Annotated in this window: 17 protein-coding genes and 6 tRNA genes; 10 read left to right on the top strand and 13 right to left on the bottom strand. The window is 52.2% G+C overall.

Translation table 11 applies throughout. The features are described 5' to 3' along the window. Positions 1-2: 2 nt before the first annotated feature. From crr to cysZ, 5 genes are all read right to left on the bottom strand, one after another. Positions 3-512, bottom strand: a complete 510-nt coding sequence (crr, locus tag M987_RS21945; protein ID WP_003861316.1) for a PTS glucose transporter subunit IIA — start codon at positions 510-512, stop codon at positions 3-5. Between the two features lie 40 nt (positions 513-552). Further along, positions 553-2,280, bottom strand: coding sequence for a phosphoenolpyruvate-protein phosphotransferase PtsI (gene ptsI, locus M987_RS21940; protein WP_014071248.1), 1,728 nt, complete (start codon positions 2,278-2,280; stop codon positions 553-555). Between the two features lie 44 nt (positions 2,281-2,324). Further along, a complete protein-coding gene (gene ptsH / locus M987_RS21935) occupies positions 2,325-2,582 on the bottom strand; it encodes a phosphocarrier protein Hpr (RefSeq protein ID WP_000487600.1) in 258 nt (85 codons plus the stop codon). 317 nt (positions 2,583-2,899) lie between these two features. Next, on the bottom strand, positions 2,900-3,871 hold the full coding sequence (gene cysK / locus M987_RS21930) for a cysteine synthase A (RefSeq protein ID WP_014071247.1): 972 nt from the start codon (positions 3,869-3,871) through the stop codon (positions 2,900-2,902). Between the two features lie 163 nt (positions 3,872-4,034). After that, complete coding sequence (cysZ, locus tag M987_RS21925; protein WP_014071246.1) at positions 4,035-4,796, bottom strand: sulfate transporter CysZ; 762 nt, start codon at positions 4,794-4,796, stop codon at positions 4,035-4,037. Between the two features lie 230 nt (positions 4,797-5,026). Between cysZ and zipA the strand changes: the two genes are divergently transcribed. The 3 genes from zipA (at position 5,027) to M987_RS21910 (ending at position 8,309) form a co-directional block, all read left to right on the top strand. Further along, positions 5,027-6,007 carry a cell division protein ZipA gene (gene zipA / locus M987_RS21920; RefSeq protein WP_014071245.1) on the top strand — a complete coding sequence of 327 codons (981 nt, stop codon included), beginning with the start codon at positions 5,027-5,029 and terminating at the stop codon, positions 6,005-6,007. Positions 6,008-6,076: 69 nt separating this feature from the next. Further along, complete coding sequence (ligA, locus tag M987_RS21915; RefSeq protein ID WP_014071244.1) at positions 6,077-8,092, top strand: NAD-dependent DNA ligase LigA; 2,016 nt, start codon at positions 6,077-6,079, stop codon at positions 8,090-8,092. 1 nt (position 8,093) lies between these two features. Next, positions 8,094-8,309, top strand: coding sequence for a DUF3820 family protein (locus M987_RS21910; protein ID WP_014071243.1), 216 nt, complete (start codon positions 8,094-8,096; stop codon positions 8,307-8,309). Here M987_RS21910 and M987_RS21905 read toward each other — a convergent pair. After that, on the bottom strand, positions 8,306-9,301 hold the full coding sequence (locus M987_RS21905; RefSeq protein ID WP_014071242.1) for a bile acid:sodium symporter family protein: 996 nt from the start codon (positions 9,299-9,301) through the stop codon (positions 8,306-8,308). The genes M987_RS21910 and M987_RS21905 overlap by 4 nt on opposite strands. Before the next feature lie 89 nt (positions 9,302-9,390). Here M987_RS21905 and M987_RS21900 point away from each other — a divergent pair, with 89 nt between their 5' ends. Further along, positions 9,391-10,332: a LysR family transcriptional regulator gene (locus M987_RS21900; RefSeq protein WP_014071241.1), complete on the top strand. Its 942-nt coding sequence runs from the start codon at positions 9,391-9,393 to the stop codon at positions 10,330-10,332. On the opposite strand, the gene M987_RS21895 is transcribed toward M987_RS21900, so the two are convergent. After that, positions 10,323-10,667 (bottom strand): FlxA-like family protein, encoded by a 345-nt coding sequence (locus tag M987_RS21895; RefSeq protein ID WP_014071240.1) that lies wholly within the window; start codon positions 10,665-10,667, stop codon positions 10,323-10,325. The genes M987_RS21900 and M987_RS21895 overlap by 10 nt on opposite strands. Positions 10,668-10,878: 211 nt before the next feature. On the opposite strand from M987_RS21895, the gene xapA reads away from it, so the two are divergent. From xapA to M987_RS21880, 3 genes are all read left to right on the top strand, one after another. After that, positions 10,879-11,703 carry a xanthosine phosphorylase gene (xapA, locus tag M987_RS21890; RefSeq protein WP_014071239.1) on the top strand — a complete coding sequence of 275 codons (825 nt, stop codon included), beginning with the start codon at positions 10,879-10,881 and terminating at the stop codon, positions 11,701-11,703. Between the two features lie 51 nt (positions 11,704-11,754). Beyond that, positions 11,755-13,011, top strand: coding sequence for a nucleoside permease (locus tag M987_RS21885; RefSeq protein ID WP_014071238.1), 1,257 nt, complete (start codon positions 11,755-11,757; stop codon positions 13,009-13,011). 68 nt (positions 13,012-13,079) lie between these two features. Next, positions 13,080-13,967, top strand: a complete 888-nt coding sequence (locus M987_RS21880) for a LysR family transcriptional regulator (protein WP_014071237.1) — start codon at positions 13,080-13,082, stop codon at positions 13,965-13,967. A 59-nt stretch (positions 13,968-14,026) separates the two neighbouring features. On the opposite strand, the gene M987_RS21875 is transcribed toward M987_RS21880, so the two are convergent. The 4 genes from M987_RS21875 to M987_RS21860 form a co-directional block, all read right to left on the bottom strand. Further along, a tRNA-Lys gene (locus M987_RS21875) sits at positions 14,027-14,102 on the bottom strand. Positions 14,103-14,106: 4 nt separating this feature from the next. After that, positions 14,107-14,182: transfer RNA gene (locus M987_RS21870), tRNA-Val, on the bottom strand. Positions 14,183-14,212: 30 nt separating this feature from the next. Then, a tRNA-Val gene (locus tag M987_RS21865) sits at positions 14,213-14,288 on the bottom strand. A gap of 42 nt (positions 14,289-14,330) precedes the next feature. Continuing rightward, positions 14,331-14,406 (bottom strand) — tRNA-Val (locus M987_RS21860). Between the two features lie 258 nt (positions 14,407-14,664). Between M987_RS21860 and gltX the strand changes: the two genes are divergently transcribed. Further along, entirely contained in the window at positions 14,665-16,080 is a 1,416-nt protein-coding gene (gltX, locus tag M987_RS21855) for a glutamate--tRNA ligase (protein ID WP_014071236.1), read from the top strand. A 43-nt stretch (positions 16,081-16,123) separates the two neighbouring features. Here gltX and M987_RS21850 read toward each other — a convergent pair whose 3' ends face one another. Continuing rightward, positions 16,124-16,519 (bottom strand): YfeC-like transcriptional regulator, encoded by a 396-nt coding sequence (locus M987_RS21850; protein WP_014071235.1) that lies wholly within the window; start codon positions 16,517-16,519, stop codon positions 16,124-16,126. 1 nt (position 16,520) lies between these two features. Further along, positions 16,521-16,877, bottom strand: a complete 357-nt coding sequence (locus M987_RS21845; protein ID WP_014071234.1) for a YfeC-like transcriptional regulator — start codon at positions 16,875-16,877, stop codon at positions 16,521-16,523. Positions 16,878-17,094: 217 nt separating this feature from the next. On the opposite strand from M987_RS21845, the gene M987_RS21840 reads away from it, so the two are divergent. Next, positions 17,095-17,170, top strand: a tRNA-Ala gene (locus M987_RS21840). Positions 17,171-17,211: 41 nt separating this feature from the next. Next, positions 17,212-17,287: transfer RNA gene (locus M987_RS21835), tRNA-Ala, on the top strand. Positions 17,288-17,400: the final 113 nt, after the last annotated feature.

The following is a 17,400-nucleotide window of genomic DNA, read 5'->3' as shown; positions in this document are numbered from 1 at the left end:
AATTACTTCTTGATGCGGATAACCGGGGTTTCACCCACGGTAACGCTGCCAGACAGTTTGATCAGTTCTTTGATTTCGTCCATGTTGGAGATAACAACCGGAGTCAGGGTAGACTTGGCTTTCTCTTCCAGCAGTGGCAGATCGAATTCAATGACCGGGTCGCCAACTTTAACACGCTGGCCTTCTTCCGCGATACGTTTGAAGCCTTCGCCTTTCAGTTCAACGGTGTCGATACCGAAGTGAACGAACAGTTCGATACCGCTATCAGATTCGATAGAGAACGCATGGTTGGTTTCAAAAATTTTACCGATGGTGCCGTCAACTGGAGCAACCATTTTGTTGCCAGTTGGTTTGATAGCAATGCCATCACCAACGATTTTCTCAGCAAACACTACATCCGGCACGTCTTCGATGTTGACGATCTCGCCGGAGAGCGGAGCAACAATCTCAATAGTTCCGGAGTCTTTCTTATCATCAGAAACCAGAGATTTCAGTTTATCGAACAAACCCATGATCTTCTCCTAAGCAGTAAATTGGGCTGCATCTCGTGGATTAGCAGATTGTTTTTTCTTCAATGAACTTGTTAACCAGCGTCATTAACTCGTCCGTTGTCGGTTGAGCAAGAGCTTGCTCTGCTAATACCTTCGCATCTTCGAAGTTCGTGTTACGGATAATCTTCTTAATGCGAGGGATGGAAATGGCGCTCATAGAGAATTCGTCCAGACCCATACCCAGCAACAGAAGTGTAGCACGTTCGTCGCCTGCAAGCTCACCACACATGCCTGTCCATTTACCTTCTGCATGAGAAGCATCAATAACTTGCTTAATAAGCGTCAGTACGGACGGTGACATTGGTTGGTAGAGATGTGAAATCATATCATTACCACGGTCAACTGCCAGGGTGTACTGCGTTAAATCATTGGTACCGATACTAAAGAAATCAACTTCTTTGGCTAAATGACGCGCAATGGTCGCCGCAGCAGGTGTTTCCACCATCACGCCAACTTCGATTGCTTCATCAAAGGCTTTACCTTCGTCACGCAGTTCCTGTTTGTAGATTTCGATCTCTTTCTTCAGTGCACGCACTTCTTCAACAGAGATGATCATTGGGAACATGATGCGCAGTTTACCGAAAGCGGAAGCACGCAGGATAGCGCGAACCTGGTCACGCAGGATCTCTTTGCGATCCATGGCGATACGCACTGCACGCCAGCCCAGGAACGGGTTCTCTTCTTTCGGGAAGTTCATGTACGGCAGCTCTTTGTCGCCACCGATGTCCATAGTACGGACAATAACTGCCTGAGAGCCACAAGCTTCAGCAACAGCTTTGTACGCAGCAAACTGTTCTTCTTCAGTTGGCAGCGCGTCGCGGTCCATGAACAGGAATTCAGTACGATACAGACCTACACCTTCCGCACCGTTGCGCTCAGCGCCGTCAACGTCACGTACGGTACCGATGTTCGCGCACACTTCTACCTGATGGCCGTCCAGCGTAATGGCTGGCAGGTCTTTCAGTTTAGCGAGTTCCGCTTTCTCGGTGGCAACCTGCTCCTGAACGGCACGCAGTTGCTCGATCTCTTCGTTTGTTGGGTTGACGTAAACCAGGTTGTTTACGGCATCCAGAATCAGATAGTCGTCGTTTTTCACCTGAGCGGTAACGCTACCGGTGCCCACGATGGCTGGCAGTTCCAGAGAACGCGCCATGATAGAGGTGTGGGAGGTACGTCCGCCTGCGTCAGTGATGAAACCCAGCACCTTGTTCAGGTTCAGCTGTGCGGTTTCAGATGGCGTCAGGTCAGCAGCAACCAGGATAACTTCGTCCTGAATTGAGCTCAGATCGATGATGGCCAGACCCAGGATGTTGCGCAGCAGGCGCTTACCGATGTCACGTACGTCAGCCGCACGCTCTTTCAGGTATTCATCATCCAGTTCTTCCAGGGCAGTCGCCTGACCTTCGATAACTTCATGCGCAGCCGCATCGGCCGTCATGCCTTTATCTTTAATCAGGGCTATGATTTCCTGCTCCAGCTCCTCATCTTCGAGCAACATGATGTGCCCTTCGAAGATGGCTTCTTTTTCTTCACCGAAAGTTTCGCCAGCTTTAGTTTTGATCGCTTCCAGTTGCGCAGATGCCTTGGCACGACCGCTCAGAAAACGTTCAACTTCCTGATCAACCTTGTCGGCAGAAATTTTTTTCCGGTCAATGACGATTTCGTCTTCTTTCAGCAGCAGTGCTTTGCCGAAAGCGATACCCGGGGATGCTAAAATGCCTGAAATCATAACCCTACCTTACTTGTGACTGATATTTAAAAGAACCCGGAAACTTACTCGAGCTCAGCCATCAGTTTTACCAGATGCTCAACTGCTTTCTGCTCGTCTTCACCTTCCGCAGAGATGGTGACTACGGTGCCTTGAGTCAGGCCCAGAGTTTGCAGTTTGAACAGGCTTTTTGCGCTAGCGCTTTTGCCGTTGGAAGTCACAGTGATTTCAGAAGTGAAGCCTTTCGCTTCTTTAACAAACTGAGCAGCAGGGCGGGTGTGCAGACCGTTCGGAGCGGTAATGGTAACTTCTTGCTGGAACATTGTATTTCCCCAACTTATAGGTTTAGTGTTGTGGAACTAAAGTCTAGCCTGGCGACTGAACTTTAGCCTGTATTGTTAGCGCTGACGTTTCGATCGTCATTAAACATTATGCAGTGAAAGCAAGACTTGAACCAAATCATAAAATCGATTCAGCAAGGCTATTTCGTTCACTGATTAATTTCACGCATCAAAATAATTGCTGGTTTAAATACCAGACCCAACGAGGTGAATCAATGCCAGGAGGGGTAAAAGTTTGAAGCAGGCCACAAAAAAGCACCCAGAAAGGTGCTTTTTTACGCGTTTTTAACATGCTGGCATTACTGTTGCAGCTCTTTCTCAGTGAAGAGGTCGGCAAACAGTGCAGTGCTTAAGTAACGCTCACCCGAGGAAGGAAGGATAATCACAATATTCTTATTGGTAAAGGTTTCATCTTCCTGAAGTTTGAGTGCAGCGGCTACAGCAGCACCGGAAGAGATACCGGCCAGAATACCTTCTTCATCCATCAGACGACGGGCGGTAGAGATGGCTTCTTCGTTGGTGATAGCAACAACTTTATCGATCAGTTTCAGATCCAGGTTACCTGGAATAAAACCAGCGCCGATACCCTGGATTTTATGTGGGCCAGGTTTGAGCTCTTCGCCTGCCAGCGCCTGGGCAATAACAGGGGAGTCAGTTGGCTCTACGGCAACGGTAATCAGGTCTTTTTTACCTTTTGTGCCTTTAATATAGCGGCTAACACCGGTCAGCGTACCGCCAGTACCCACGCCAGAGATAAACACATCTACCTGACCGTCAGTATCTTCCCAGATTTCCGGGCCGGTGGTCTTTTCGTGAATTTCAGGGTTGGCTGGGTTGCTAAACTGCTGAAGCAGCAGATATTTCGCTGGATCGCTGGCCACAATTTCTTCGGCTTTCTGGATGGCACCTTTCATGCCTTTAGCGCCTTCGGTCAAAACCAGGTTTGCACCCAGGGCTTTCAGCAGCTTGCGACGTTCAATACTCATGGTTTCAGGCATGGTCAGCGTCAGCTTATAGCCGCGCGCGGCTGCAACGTAGGCCAGTGCAATACCGGTGTTGCCGCTGGTTGGCTCAACCAGTTCTACGCCAGGCTTCAGAACGCCACGTTTTTCAGCATCCCAAATCATGTTTGCACCGATACGGCATTTTACGCTGAAGCTTGGGTTACGTGATTCGACCTTCGCCAGAATGCGTCCATTACCGATACGGTTCAGTCGAACCAGGGGCGTATGACCGATAGTCAGCGAGTTGTCTTCATAAATCTTACTCATGGCCTGTCCTTAACTGTATGAAATTGGGATACCGACCCAGCATACCTGTTGAATAAGTATGGGGAAGTAAGGAATTCGCATATCTATATGCTGCAAGGAAATAATGGGGATCAGTATGGAATAAGGGGCGGCATAAGCCACCCCTTGTTTACACATTTTTGCATTACTTCCATAACGCGTGCTTAGCACGGTAGCAGTCTACCCACATCGCTGTTGCCCCGCAGACGGCCACCGGCATGATGAACAGGTTGAGAACGGGGATCATGGTAAATAGACTGGCGAGCGCGCCGAACTGCATATTGGCAACTTTCTGGGTGCGCAGGGCAGTGCGCATCTCTTTAAACGGCACTTTGTGGTTATCGAACGGGTAATCACAGTACTGGATTGCCAGCATCCAGGCGCTGAACAGGAACCACAGTACCGGGGCCACCGTCTGGCCGATGCCAGGCACAAAATAAAGGATAAGCAGCACAATTGCGCGCGGCATATACCAGGCCAGCTTCTGCCACTCGCGCTTCATGATGCGCGGAATATCTTTCATTATTCCCAGTACGCCGGTATCTGGCGGTGTGGCACCGGTAAGACGCGCTTCTAATTGTTCTGCCAGCAGGCCGTTAAAAGGCGCGGCTATCCAGTTGGCAATTGTTGAGAAGAAGTAGCCAAACACCAGCAGCACCGAGATAACGACAATGGGCCACAGCAGATAGCTTAACCACTGGAGCCAGTCCGGAACGTGGCCCATGATGGCCGGGACCCAGCTTTCCAGTTTCGTGAATAGCCACCAGAACGCGCCACCCATCAGAAGGATGTTGATTAATAGAGGCAAAATCACGAAGCGGCGGATGCCCGGCAGAGAAACGAGTTTCCAGCCCTGAGAAAAATAGTGAACGCCGCTGCGAGGGGCGGATGTTGATGTTGAAACCATGACCAGGCTGTACTCCTTTTTTCACAACCAGTGGAATTGCACGACTATATTATCCAGTTACGGACCAATGACCAGTTCGGAAATGTTCGAAAAAACAGCAAAAAGCACGATTTAACTCATCTTTATGCTGTGAATGCTCTGCACGTACTTGCACTTGACGTCAACGGCAAATACTCTTAGTGAGTAAATGTTTGCCGTGGTGGCAAGGTGTTAGAACAACAGAGAATATAATGATGCAGGATTTGCGTCTGATATTAATCATTGTTGGCGCGATCGCCATAATCGCTTTACTGGTACATGGTTTCTGGACCAGCCGTAAAGAACGTTCTTCTATGTTTCGCGATCGCCCACTGAAGCGCATGAAGTCCAGTCGTGACGAAGATGACGGTGAAGACGACATCGACGATAGCGAAGACGACGGCGTGGGTGAAGTTCGCGTTCATCGGGTCAATACTGCGCCCGGCGCAGGCCATGGGGAGCATGAAGCACCTCGCGCCGCGCAGCACCAGTATCAACCGCCGTATGCTTCTGCACAGCCGCGCCAGCACGCGCCGCAGCCTGTGGAAGAGCCGGTACGCCAGCCGCCGCAGCCGCAACAGCCTGCCCATCAGCAGCCTACTGCCCCGCAGCCAGTTCAACAGCAACCTGTGCAACAGCCTCAGCAGCCGGTACAGCAACCGCAGCAGCCTGTTCATGTGCAGCCTGCGCCGCAACCTGCGCCAGCGCCTGCTCCGCACGTTGAGCCTGAACCTGTTGTTGAAGAGGCCCCTGTGGTTGAAAAACCGCAGCGTAAAGAAGCCGTTATTATCATGAACGTGGCCGCTCATCATGGCAGCCATCTGAATGGCGATGTACTGCTTAACAGTATTCAACAGGCTGGCTTCAAGTTTGGCGATATGAATATTTTCCATCGTCACCTGAGCCCTGATGGTAGCGGCCCTGCGCTGTTCAGCCTGGCTAACATGGTGAACCCAGGTACGTTTGACCCGGAAATGACCGGTGATTTCGTAACGCCTGGCGTGACCATCTTTATGCAGGTGCCGTCTTACGGTGACGAACTGCAAAACTTTAAGCTGATGCTCCAGTCTGCTCAGCACATTGCCGACGAAGTAGGCGGTGTGGTGCTCGACGACCAGCGTCGCATGATGACGCCGCAGAAACTGCGCGAGTATCAGGACCGCATCCGCGAAGTTAAGGAAGCCAACGCGTAATTTCCGCGTTAACTTCAACTCCTCCTCAACCCCCGCATGTCGGGGGTTTTTTCTCATTGATGGTGCGATATGGACTCAATCGAACAACAACTGACTCAACTGCGAACCACGCTTCGCCATCATGAATATCTGTATCATGTTATGGACGCGCCGGAGATCCCGGATGCGGAGTACGATCGCCTGATGCGCGAGCTGCGCGAGCTGGAAGCGCAGCACCCTGAGCGTATTACGCCAGATTCCCCCACGCAGCGCGTGGGCGCTGAACCGCTGGGCGCGTTCAGCCAGGTACGCCATGAAGTACCCATGTTGTCGCTCGATAACGTTTTTGATGAAGAGAGTTTCCTGGCGTTCAACAAGCGCGTGCAGGACAGGCTGAAAAGCAGTGATACCCTGAGCTGGTGCTGTGAACTGAAGCTTGATGGTCTTGCCGTCAGTATTCTTTATGAAAACGGCGTGCTGGTGCGTGCCGCCACCCGTGGCGACGGTACAACCGGTGAGGACATCACCACCAACGTTCGCACCATCCGCGCCATCCCGTTAAAGCTGCGCGGCGAGAATATCCCTGCTCGCCTGGAAGTGCGTGGCGAGGTGTTTCTGCCGCAGGCAGGTTTTGAAAAGATCAACGAAGAGGCGCGTCGCACCGGCGGCAAAGTCTTTGCAAACCCGCGTAACGCAGCCGCAGGCTCTCTGCGCCAGCTGGACTCCCGTATTACCGCGAAGCGACCGCTTACTTTCTTCTGCTATGGCGTGGGGATTCTGGAAGGCGGTGAATTGCCTGATACCCATCTGGGGCGTCTGCTGCAATTCAGGGAGTGGGGGTTGCCGGTGAGCAATCGCGTGCAGCTTTGCGACTCCCCCGAGGCAGTGCTGGCGTTTTATCACAAGGTGGAAGAAGACCGCCCAACGCTCGGCTTTGATATCGATGGTGTGGTGATTAAGGTCAACTCGCTTGAATTGCAGGAACAGCTCGGCTTTGTGGCCCGTGCGCCGCGCTGGGCGGTAGCCTTTAAGTTCCCGGCGCAGGAACAGATGACTTTTGTCCGCGATGTGGAATTCCAGGTGGGCCGTACTGGGGCGATTACGCCTGTGGCGCGTCTTGAGCCGGTTCAGGTTGCCGGCGTACTGGTCAGTAATGCCACGCTGCACAACGCCGATGAGATTGAGCGTCTGGGTCTGCGTATTGGCGACAAAGTGGTTATTCGCCGTGCGGGAGATGTGATCCCGCAGGTGGTGAACGTCGTCGAATCAGAGCGTCTTGACGATACCCGCGCCATTGAATTTCCAACCCATTGTCCGGTGTGTGGATCGGACGTTGAGCGTGTGGAAGGCGAAGCGGTGGCGCGTTGTACCGGCGGGTTAATTTGCGGTGCTCAGCGTAAAGAAGCGCTGAAACACTTCGTCTCGCGTCGGGCGATGGACGTTGACGGCATGGGCGATAAAATTATCGATCAACTGGTCGAGAAAGAGTATGTCCACACGCCAGCGGATCTGTTTAAGCTGACGGCAGGTAAGCTGACCGGCCTTGACCGTATGGGGCCGAAATCGGCGCAAAACGTGGTGAATGCGCTGGAAAAAGCGAAAGAAACCACCTTTGCGCGCTTCCTCTATGCACTGGGCATTCGTGAGGTGGGCGAGGCGACAGCGGCAGGGCTGGCGGCCTATTTTGGTACGCTGGAGGCGCTGGAAAAAGCGACTCTCGACGAGCTACAAAAAGTGCCGGATGTGGGTATTGTGGTTGCCACACACGTCTTTAACTTTTTTGCCGAAGAGAGTAACCGTGAGGTGATCGGTAAGTTGCTGGAAGAGGGCATTAAATGGCCTGCGCCGGTGGTGGTGAATGCAGAAGAGATAGACAGCCCGTTCGCCGGTAAAACTGTTGTGCTGACGGGGAGCCTGAGCCAGTTGTCGCGTGATGATGCAAAAGCACGTCTGGTGGCGCTGGGGGCGAAAGTGGCGGGCAGTGTGTCAAAGAAAACCGACCTGGTGATTGCCGGAGAAGCGGCGGGCTCGAAGCTTGCCAAAGCTCAGGAACTGGGCATTGCGGTTATCGACGAAGCCGAAATGCTGCGCCTGTTAGGAGAATAATGTGGAAAAAGAACAGCTCATTGATATCGCCAACACCGAGATGCCGTTCGGCAAGTACAAAGGCCGCAGGCTGATTGATTTGCCGGAAGAGTATCTGCTGTGGTTTGCCCGTAAGGATCAATTTCCGGCCGGGCGACTGGGTGAGCTGATGTCCATCACATTACTGATCAAAACTGAGGGGCTGACGCAATTGGTTCAGCCCCTGAAACGCCCTTAAGCTTTTGCGGCGCGGGTCTCTTCCTGCGCCTGCTTTTCTGCCTGTTGCTTGTAGCGGCGTGCCAGTACCGCGCAGACCATAAGCTGGATCTGATGGAAAATCATCAGCGGCAGCACCATCATCCCAATCACTGATGTCGGAAACAGGATGTTGGCCATCGGGATGCCGTTCGCCAGACTCTTTTTCGAACCGCAGAAGACAATCGTGATTTCATCTGCTTTATTGAAGCCGCATTTGCGGGCGACGACGGTGTTGACGGCAATCACAATCGCCAGCAGCACAATGCTGACAACAACGATAAACAGTAACGACCCCACGCCAACCTTGTGCCAGATACCGTTCACAACGGCTTCACTGAACGCGGAATAGACCACCAGCAGAATCGAAGTCTGGTCGGTTTTCGAGATCCATTTCTTGTGCTTCGCTACAAATGCGCCAGTCCACGGACGGGAAAGATGCCCAAGCACAAACGGCAGCAGCAGCTGCAAACAGATTTTACCCACCTGTTCCAGGTTACCTTCCGCACCGTGCATATTCATCAGCAGACCAACCAGCAGCGGGGAGACAAAAATCCCCAGCAGACTTGATGCCGAGGCAGAACAAACGGCTGCGGCGACGTTGCCGCCAGCGAGCGAGGTAAACGCAATGGCAGACTGAACGGTCGCGGGCAGAATGCACAGATACAGGAAACCGGTATACAGCGCCGGGTCGACATTCACAGGCGCCCACCAGGCAAATAGCACGCCAAGGATCGGGAACAGAATGAAGGTGCTACACATCACCCACAGGTGGAGCCGCCAGTGGCTACCGCCAGCGATAATGGCTTCGCGGGAGAGTTTGGCCCCATGCATGAAGAACAGCAGGGCGATCGCTGCGGTCGTTAATCCTTCAAAGAAAGGGACGAAGCCGCCGCGTGCCGGGAAAAAAGAGGCCAGTAAGACGGTAACGATAAGGGTAAGCGTAAATGGATCAAGGATACGAAAGAGTTTCATAGTGACTCCTGAAAACAGATTTCGCTATTGTGCTTTTTTCTGTTTGAGAAATAAAATTGATTTATTGCATCCATTCATGAATAAAAAAGATGAATTATTCCCTACGTCAGCTTCGTATCTTTGTAACCGTGGCACATGCCCGTAGCTTTAGCCGGGCAGGAGAAATAATCGGTTTAAGCCAGTCGGCGGTCAGCCATAGCGTGAAAGAGCTTGAGATGCAGACCGGGGTGCGGCTGCTTGACCGTACCACGCGCGAAGTGGTGCTCACCGATGCAGGTCAGCAACTGGCTTCCCGGCTCGAAAGGTTACTGGACGAGCTGAACATCACGCTGCGGGATGTGGGCCGGCTCGGGCAACAACTTTCCGGCACGGTGAGAGTGGCTGCCAGCCAGACTATCTCTGCGCATCTTATTCCACAGTGCATTGCTGAAAGTAATCATCGCTATCCAGATATCGATTTTGTCCTGCATGACAGACCACAGCAGTGGGTACTGGAGAGCATTCGTCAGGGGGATGTGGATTTTGGGATCGTTATCGATCCTGGTGCCGTGAGCGATCTTGAATGCGAAGTTGTGCTTTCGGAACCATTTTTACTGTTATGTCGTGACGACGATCCGCTGGCATCGTTGCCGGAGGTAACATGGCAGGCGATGGAAGGGGCGGATCTTGTGCTTCAGGATTACGCCTCGGGAAGTCGCCCGCTGATTGATGCCGCGCTTGCGGAGCAGGGGGTCAATGCAAGGATAGTGCAGGAGATCGGTCATCCTGCCACGCTGTTTCCTATGGTTGAAGCGGGGATAGGCATTAGCGTGTTACCCGCACTTGCGCTGCCGCTGCCTCAGGGAAGCCATCTGACAGTGAAACGGTTTACACCGACTATCGACCGTAAACTGATGCTGGTCAGGCGTAAAAATCGTTCTATCTCTGGTGCGGCGCTGGCCATCTGGGAAGTGGTGCGTATGCAGGCTCAGCAATTAACCGAAGCACGGATACGCGACCCACTATTTAACCCAACCGATTATCAGATGTAGATATCAATCTGATGTTTGTCGGAAGGGCTATTAACACCTTCCTCTTTACCCTGCTTTTGATCCTGTTTTTTCTGGGCTGCTTCGGCCTGCTGGCGCTGGAGTTGCGCCAGTTGTGCCTGCAGCATTTTGATTTGCGCCTGTAGCAACTCTTGCTGCTTTTTCTTATCTTCCGCACTGCCACTTCCGTTAGCGACATCTTTTAGCTGCTGGGTCAGTTTAGTGATCTGCGATGTAATGCGACTGATCTGTGAAGAGATATCGTTACCGCCTGAGTTGCTGCTGCCTCCGCTACTGCTTGTCTGAATGGAGGGTGTTGATGCCTGAATAGTTGTCATGCTAGTTCCTCTCGCCATAAAAAAGAGATATCGGCACGGGTGACAGTAGCTTGAGAAAAACAGCCATATTTGGCGGGGAGAGCGGGGGATTGATACTGAATCTGTATCGATAGTGCCGCGAAAGTGTATTGGTGATAACCCACAGGCTCCGGATATAAGACATGCAACATGCGATCAGTGGTATCGCATTCTTCGTCCACAAGGAGCCTTTATGACCCTCTCGAATGACCCATTGTATTGTGCCGACATTATCCGTGCAGCTAAGCCGAATTTTATCCCTCGCGTTGCGTTTATTCTGGGGTCCGGGCTCGGCGCACTTGCAGACCAGATTGAAGACGCTGTGGCTCTCTCTTATGACAAGCTGCCAGGCTTTCCGGTTAGTACGGTTCACGGCCACGCGGGCGAGTTGGTATTAGGCCATCTTGCCGGGGTTCCGGTTGCTTGTATGAAAGGTCGCGGTCATTTCTATGAAGGCCGGGGCATGACTATCATGACCGACGCCATTCGTACTTTTAAGCTATTGGGCTGTGAACTGCTGTTCAGTACTAATGCGGCAGGCTCTTTGCGCCCGGAAGTCGGGCCTGGCAGCCTTGTTGCCCTGAATGATCACATCAATACCATGCCCGGAACGCCAATGGTTGGGTTAAACGATGAGCGTTTTGGCGAGCGCTTTTTCACCCTGGCTAATGCCTATGACGCGGAATACCGTGCCGTGCTGCAAACCGTCGCGGCTGAAGAGGGCTTCCCGCTGAGCGAGGGGGTGTTTGTTTCCTATCCAGGCCCGAATTTCGAAACGGCGGCAGAGATCCGCATGATGCAGATTATCGGTGGTGATGTCGTGGGCATGTCGGTTGTCCCGGAAGTAATTTCCGCGCGCCACTGTGACCTGAAAGTGGTTGCTGTATCGGCTATTACCAATCTGGCCGAAGGGCTGGGCGATGTGAAACTGTCCCATGAGCAGACGCTGGCGGCAGCAGAACTCTCACGGCAGAATTTCATCAATCTTATCTGCGGCTTCCTGCGCAAAATCGCCTGATAAAAATAAGTGGCCCTGAACAGGGCCACACCCTGCGAAAAGGAACAGGTTATGAACATCACGACCCGATTAAAGATGATGTCCTTTATGCAATATTTTATCTGGGGGAGCTGGCTGGTTACGCTGGGTTCCTACATGATTAATACCCTACATTTTACCGGCTCAGACGTGGGGCTGGTCTATAGCTCCAAAGGGCTTGCGGCGATCGTTATGCCATCCCTGGTGGGCATCATTGCTGATAAATGGCTGCGCGCAGACCGGGCCTATATGATTTGCCATCTCGTGTGCGCGGTTGCACTCTGCTATGCCGCGCATGTCAACGAACCCAGCCTGATGTTCTGGGTGATGCTGGTCAATGCGATGGCGTTTATGCCCACAATTGCGTTATCGAATACGCTCTCTTATTCCTGTCTTGAGCAGGCCGGGCTGGACACGGTGAGCCATTTTCCACCTGTACGCGTGTACGGTACGGTGGGCTTTATTGTGGCGATGTGGGCAATCAGTCTGATGGGTGTTGAACTCAGTAATGTTCAGCTCTACATCGCTGCGGGGGCCTCACTGGTGCTTGCTCTGTATTCTCTGACATTGCCCAAAATCCCGGTAGTGAAGAGCAAATCAGTCCCGACGTTTGCAAGCAAACTGGGCCTGAATGCTTTTGTGTTGTTCAGACAGCCGCGAATGGCCGTCTTTTTCTTGTTCGCGATGCTGCTGGGCGCGGTGCTGCAAATCACCAATACCTTCGGTAGCCCTTTCCTGCATGATTTTGCGCGCAACCCGGAGTATGCAGACAGCTTTATCGTTAAATATCCGTCGATATTGCTCTCCGTCTCGCAGATGTCTGAAGTTTTCTTCATTCTGACAATCCCATTTTTCCTGAAACGCTTTGGTATTAAAACCGTGATGCTGATGAGCATGGTGGCCTGGATGCTGCGTTTCGGGCTGTTTGCCTTTGGCGACCCGTCGGTGGTGGGATTTGTTCTGCTGATGTTGTCGATGATTGTCTATGGCTGCGCCTTTGATTTCTTCAACATCTCGGGCTCGGTATTTGTGGAGCAAGAGGTGACGCCGGACATCCGCGCCAGTGCCCAGGGCTTATTTATGACCATGGTAAATGGCGTTGGGGCATACGTGGGGTCGATCCTGAGCGGGATGGCGGTGGACTATTTCTCCGTTGATGGCGTGAAAGACTGGCAGACCATCTGGCTGGTATTTGCGGCTTATGCGCTGATCCTGGCCGTGGTGTTTTTCCTGTGTTTTAACTACCGACACGCGGGTAAAAACAACGCGTTGCGCACAGCGACGCATTAAAACGGGTTGTTCCTGACGCGAAAAGATTTAAGGTGGGGTATTCAGTGTTATCTCCGGGATATGTTTTGATGGAACGCGTCTACCGAACCGATCTGAAATTGCTACGCTACTTTTTGGCGGTGGCGGAAGAACTTCACTTTGGACGGGCTGCGGCCCGTCTCAATATGTCGCAACCGCCATTAAGCCTGCATATCAAAGAGCTGGAAAGCCAGCTTGGTACGCTGCTGTTTATTCGTCACTCCCGTAGCGTTGCGTTAACCTATGCCGGGAAAGTGTTGATGGAGGAGTCGCGTCGATTGCTGACCAGTGCCAATCAGGCTCTGGCGCGCGTTGAACAAATTGGTCGGGGTGAGGCAGGGCGTATTGAGCTGGGGATCGTCGGTACGGCTATGTGGAGTGAGGTACGCACGATTATGCGCGGTTATTTAAAAGCGCATCCCAATGTTGATGTGATTTTCCGGGAAAGATCTCCGGTGATGCAGATGGCGCTGCTGGAGCGGCGTGAACTGGATGTGGGGATATGGCGTATGGCAACCGAACCTTCGGCAGGTTTTAGCAGTATCCGGCTGCGTGATGCCGCATTTTTGGTTGCGATGCCCGAGGATCACCGCCTGGTGGGTGAAACGGCTATCGCGCTAGCCGATCTGCAAAATGAGTATTTTGTCACCATGCCTTCTGCCCACTCCGACTGGGCCTTTCTGCATCGCGTCTGCCAGCAGGCCGGTTTTTCACCGCTGATAGTGCGTGAAGCGGTTGAGCCTCAAACGGTACTGGCGATGATTAGTATGGGGATGGGTATTACACTCGCGGCTGACAGCTACGCGCAGATGCAATGGCCTGGCGTGGTATTCCGTCCGCTTAAAGAGCGCATACCGGCAGATTTGTATGTGGTGTATGACGAGAGGCAGGCGACGCCGGCAGTAGATAAGTTGATAGCGACGTTGATAGCAGGGTAACGCGCACATTGTTCAAATCGCATATAGCAAAAAAGCGCCTTTAGGGCGCTTTTTTACATTGGTGGGTCGTGCAGGATTCGAACCTGCGACCAATTGATTAAAAGTCAACTGCTCTACCAACTGAGCTAACGACCCGAAATGGTGGGCGATGACGGGCTCGAACCGCCGACCCCCTCCGTGTAAAGGAGATGCTCTACCAACTGAGCTAATCGCCCATTTCGGAACTGCTATCGATAAGGTGAGAATGGTGGGCGATGACGGGCTCGAACCGCCGACCCCCTCCGTGTAAAGGAGATGCTCTACCAACTGAGCTAATCGCCCATTCTCAATTCTTATCTACACTGCGAGTCTACGTGAAGTATATGGTGGGTGATGACGGGCTCGAACCGCCGACCCCCTCCGTGTAAAGGAGATGCTCTACCAACTGAGCTAATCACCCCCGCTGTGTGGAGTCGCATTATAGGGAGAGTTGAAAATGAGTCAACGCATTTTCTAAAGTTTTTATTCGTTCGTCGTAAAATTAAACAAAACGATCGCGAAATGGACTATTGCGCATGATTTCTAAACAAAAACAGCAAACTCGAACCCGATACAGGGATCAACATTGAGGAATCGCCCCACAGTGATAGAATATTGCCCATTGTTTTTTTCCCAGGATTTGCCGATTGCCGGCATCTTTATAACGTAAGGCCATTTCATGAAAATCAAAACTCGCTTCGCGCCCAGCCCGACAGGCTATCTGCACGTCGGTGGTGCACGTACTGCTCTCTATTCCTGGCTTTTCGCACGCCACAACAAGGGCGAGTTCGTGCTGCGTATTGAAGACACCGATCTCGAGCGCTCCACGCCGGAAGCAATCGAAGCCATTATGGATGGGATGAACTGGCTGAATCTGGAGTGGGATGAAGGTCCGTATTTCCAGACCAAACGTTTTGACCGCTATAACGCTGTGATTGATGAAATGCTGGTCGCGGGCACCGCATATAAATGCTACTGCTCTAAAGAGCGTCTGGATGCCCTGCGCGAAGAGCAGATGGCAAATGGCGAAAAACCACGTTATGACGGCCGTTGCCGCCACGACCACAGCGAACATGCTGCGGATGAGCCGTGTGTTGTGCGTTTTGCCAACCCGCAGGAAGGTTCTGTTATCTTTGACGATCAGATCCGTGGCCCGATCGAATTCAGCAACCAGGAGCTGGATGACCTGATCATCCGTCGTACCGACGGTTCACCAACCTATAACTTCTGCGTTGTGGTCGATGACTGGGATATGGAAATCACCCACGTTATCCGTGGTGAAGACCATATCAACAACACCCCACGTCAGATCAACATCCTGAAAGCTCTGAATGCGCCTGTGCCAGTGTATGCGCACGTTTCTATGATCAACGGTGACGACGGTAAAAAACTGTCTAAACGTCATGGCGCGGTTAGCGTAATGCAATACCGTGATGACGGTTATCTGCCAGAAGCGCTGCTGAACTATCTGGTTCGCCTGGGCTGGTCCAGCGGTGACCAGGAGATCTTCAGCCGTGAAGAGATGATCAATCTGTTCTCCCTGGGCGCGGTCAGCAAATCCGCCAGTGCGTTCAATACCGATAAACTGCTGTGGCTGAACCACCACTACATCAACACCATGCAGCCAGAGTACGTTGCGACGTACCTGCAATGGCACATCGAACAGGCAAACATCGATACCCGCACTGGCCCTGAGCTGGCGGAACTGGTGAAACTGCTTGGCGAACGTTGCAAAACTCTGAAAGAGATTGCCGAAAGCTGCCGTTACTTCTATGAAGAGTTCGACGAGTTTGATGCCGACGCAGCCAAGAAACACCTGCGTCCGGTTGCGCGTCAGCCACTGGAAGTTGTGCGTGACAAACTGGCGGCGATTACCGAGTGGACCGCTGAAAATGTTCACCACGCTATTCAGGCGACTGCCGATGAGCTGGAAGTGGGCATGGGTAAAGTGGGGATGCCGCTGCGCGTGGCAGTAACTGGCGCTGGCCAGTCACCTGCACTGGATGTCACCGTTCATGCTATTGGTAAAACACGCAGCGTCGCGCGTATTAACAAAGCACTGGGCTTTATTGCTGAGCGTGAAAGCCAGCAGTAATTGCGCAAAAGGTAAGAATAACGGCAGGGGAACCTGCCGTTTTTTATGCGTGCAATTCAGTAATGCCGAGGCGGGTAAGAAATCCCTGAAGGCCTTCCCGGGTCAGTAACGCCTGAAGTCGCTCTTGCTCAATCAGCGTTAAATTCTCAAGAGAGTCGATGATTTGAGGAAGTAAGCCAGATGATTTAGATTCCCCGTATAAAGAGGGCGCTTCTGCCAGTTGATAGATAGCCTGGCGGTTACGGATGGCCGGAATGCTCATGATATGCTCGCGAACACGGGCATCAATATGAATCAACCGCGCACGTCCGCCTTTTACCCCATTAATGCCTTCCGTTTTCCATCCTTGCTGCCGTATCCAGCGATTAACGGTTTGCCGGGCAACACCCAAACTATCGGCCAACTCTTCGGTCGTCATTTTACTGCGTAATCTTTTCATATCAGCTCTGATCGCGTATCCCTAAACGTTGCAATAATCCGGTAATCCCTTCCCGCAGTAACAGAGATGTCAGCTGCTTTTGCTCATCCGGCGTCATTTCATTTGCCAGCGTCAGAAGTAACGTGTGGAGCGAACGGTCATGGTTTTCTGGCATATCAGGTGCGTTGGACGCCCGGCGGGCGCTGTGAATAAAGTCCCGAACTTGCTCATTGACATGCACCAGCCGCGCCTTGCCACCCTGCACTCCTGGCTTTGGCGATGTAATCCAACCCTCTTTACGAACCCATTTATTGATGGTCTGGCGGCTATAGCCAGTGAGCAGGGCTAACTCTTCTGGCGTCATTCGTTCCTTGATCATGCAATTGCCTGAATAATAGTAGGGTTAATTAGTGGTTCATTTTATAGCACCGTTTTACGTGAAAACGTGACAGGCTTAACTCCTGACTGCGAGCAGGTACGCAAAGTGATTCATTTGCATGATTTTTCGGCGATTGATTCACGGCGATCAATTTTGCCGTTGACACTCCGCAGCGGAATTCATATTATGCCGCCCGTCAACATGACAGCTTTACGATGGGGCTATAGCTCAGCTGGGAGAGCGCTTGCATGGCATGCAAGAGGTCAGCGGTTCGATCCCGCTTAGCTCCACCAAACTCTGAACCCAACAGAGAGCGGTATGTAAAGTAACATGTGGGGCTATAGCTCAGCTGGGAGAGCGCTTGCATGGCATGCAAGAGGTCAGCGGTTCGATCCCGCTTAGCTCCACCAAAATTTGAACCCTCGTCGAAAGACGGGGGTTTTTTTATGCTTTTGTAACATCTACGCACGGCTTTTGTTGCAAGTAATGGTGTTTTCCTATACCTCACCTCAATCCAGCGTCA

The organism is Enterobacter soli ATCC BAA-2102, from assembly GCF_001654845.1.
GTDB classification, from domain to species: domain Bacteria; phylum Pseudomonadota; class Gammaproteobacteria; order Enterobacterales; family Enterobacteriaceae; genus Enterobacter; species Enterobacter soli.
The sequence above is the reverse complement of the archived record's forward strand: the minus strand, read 5'-3'. Positions and strand labels throughout refer to the sequence as shown.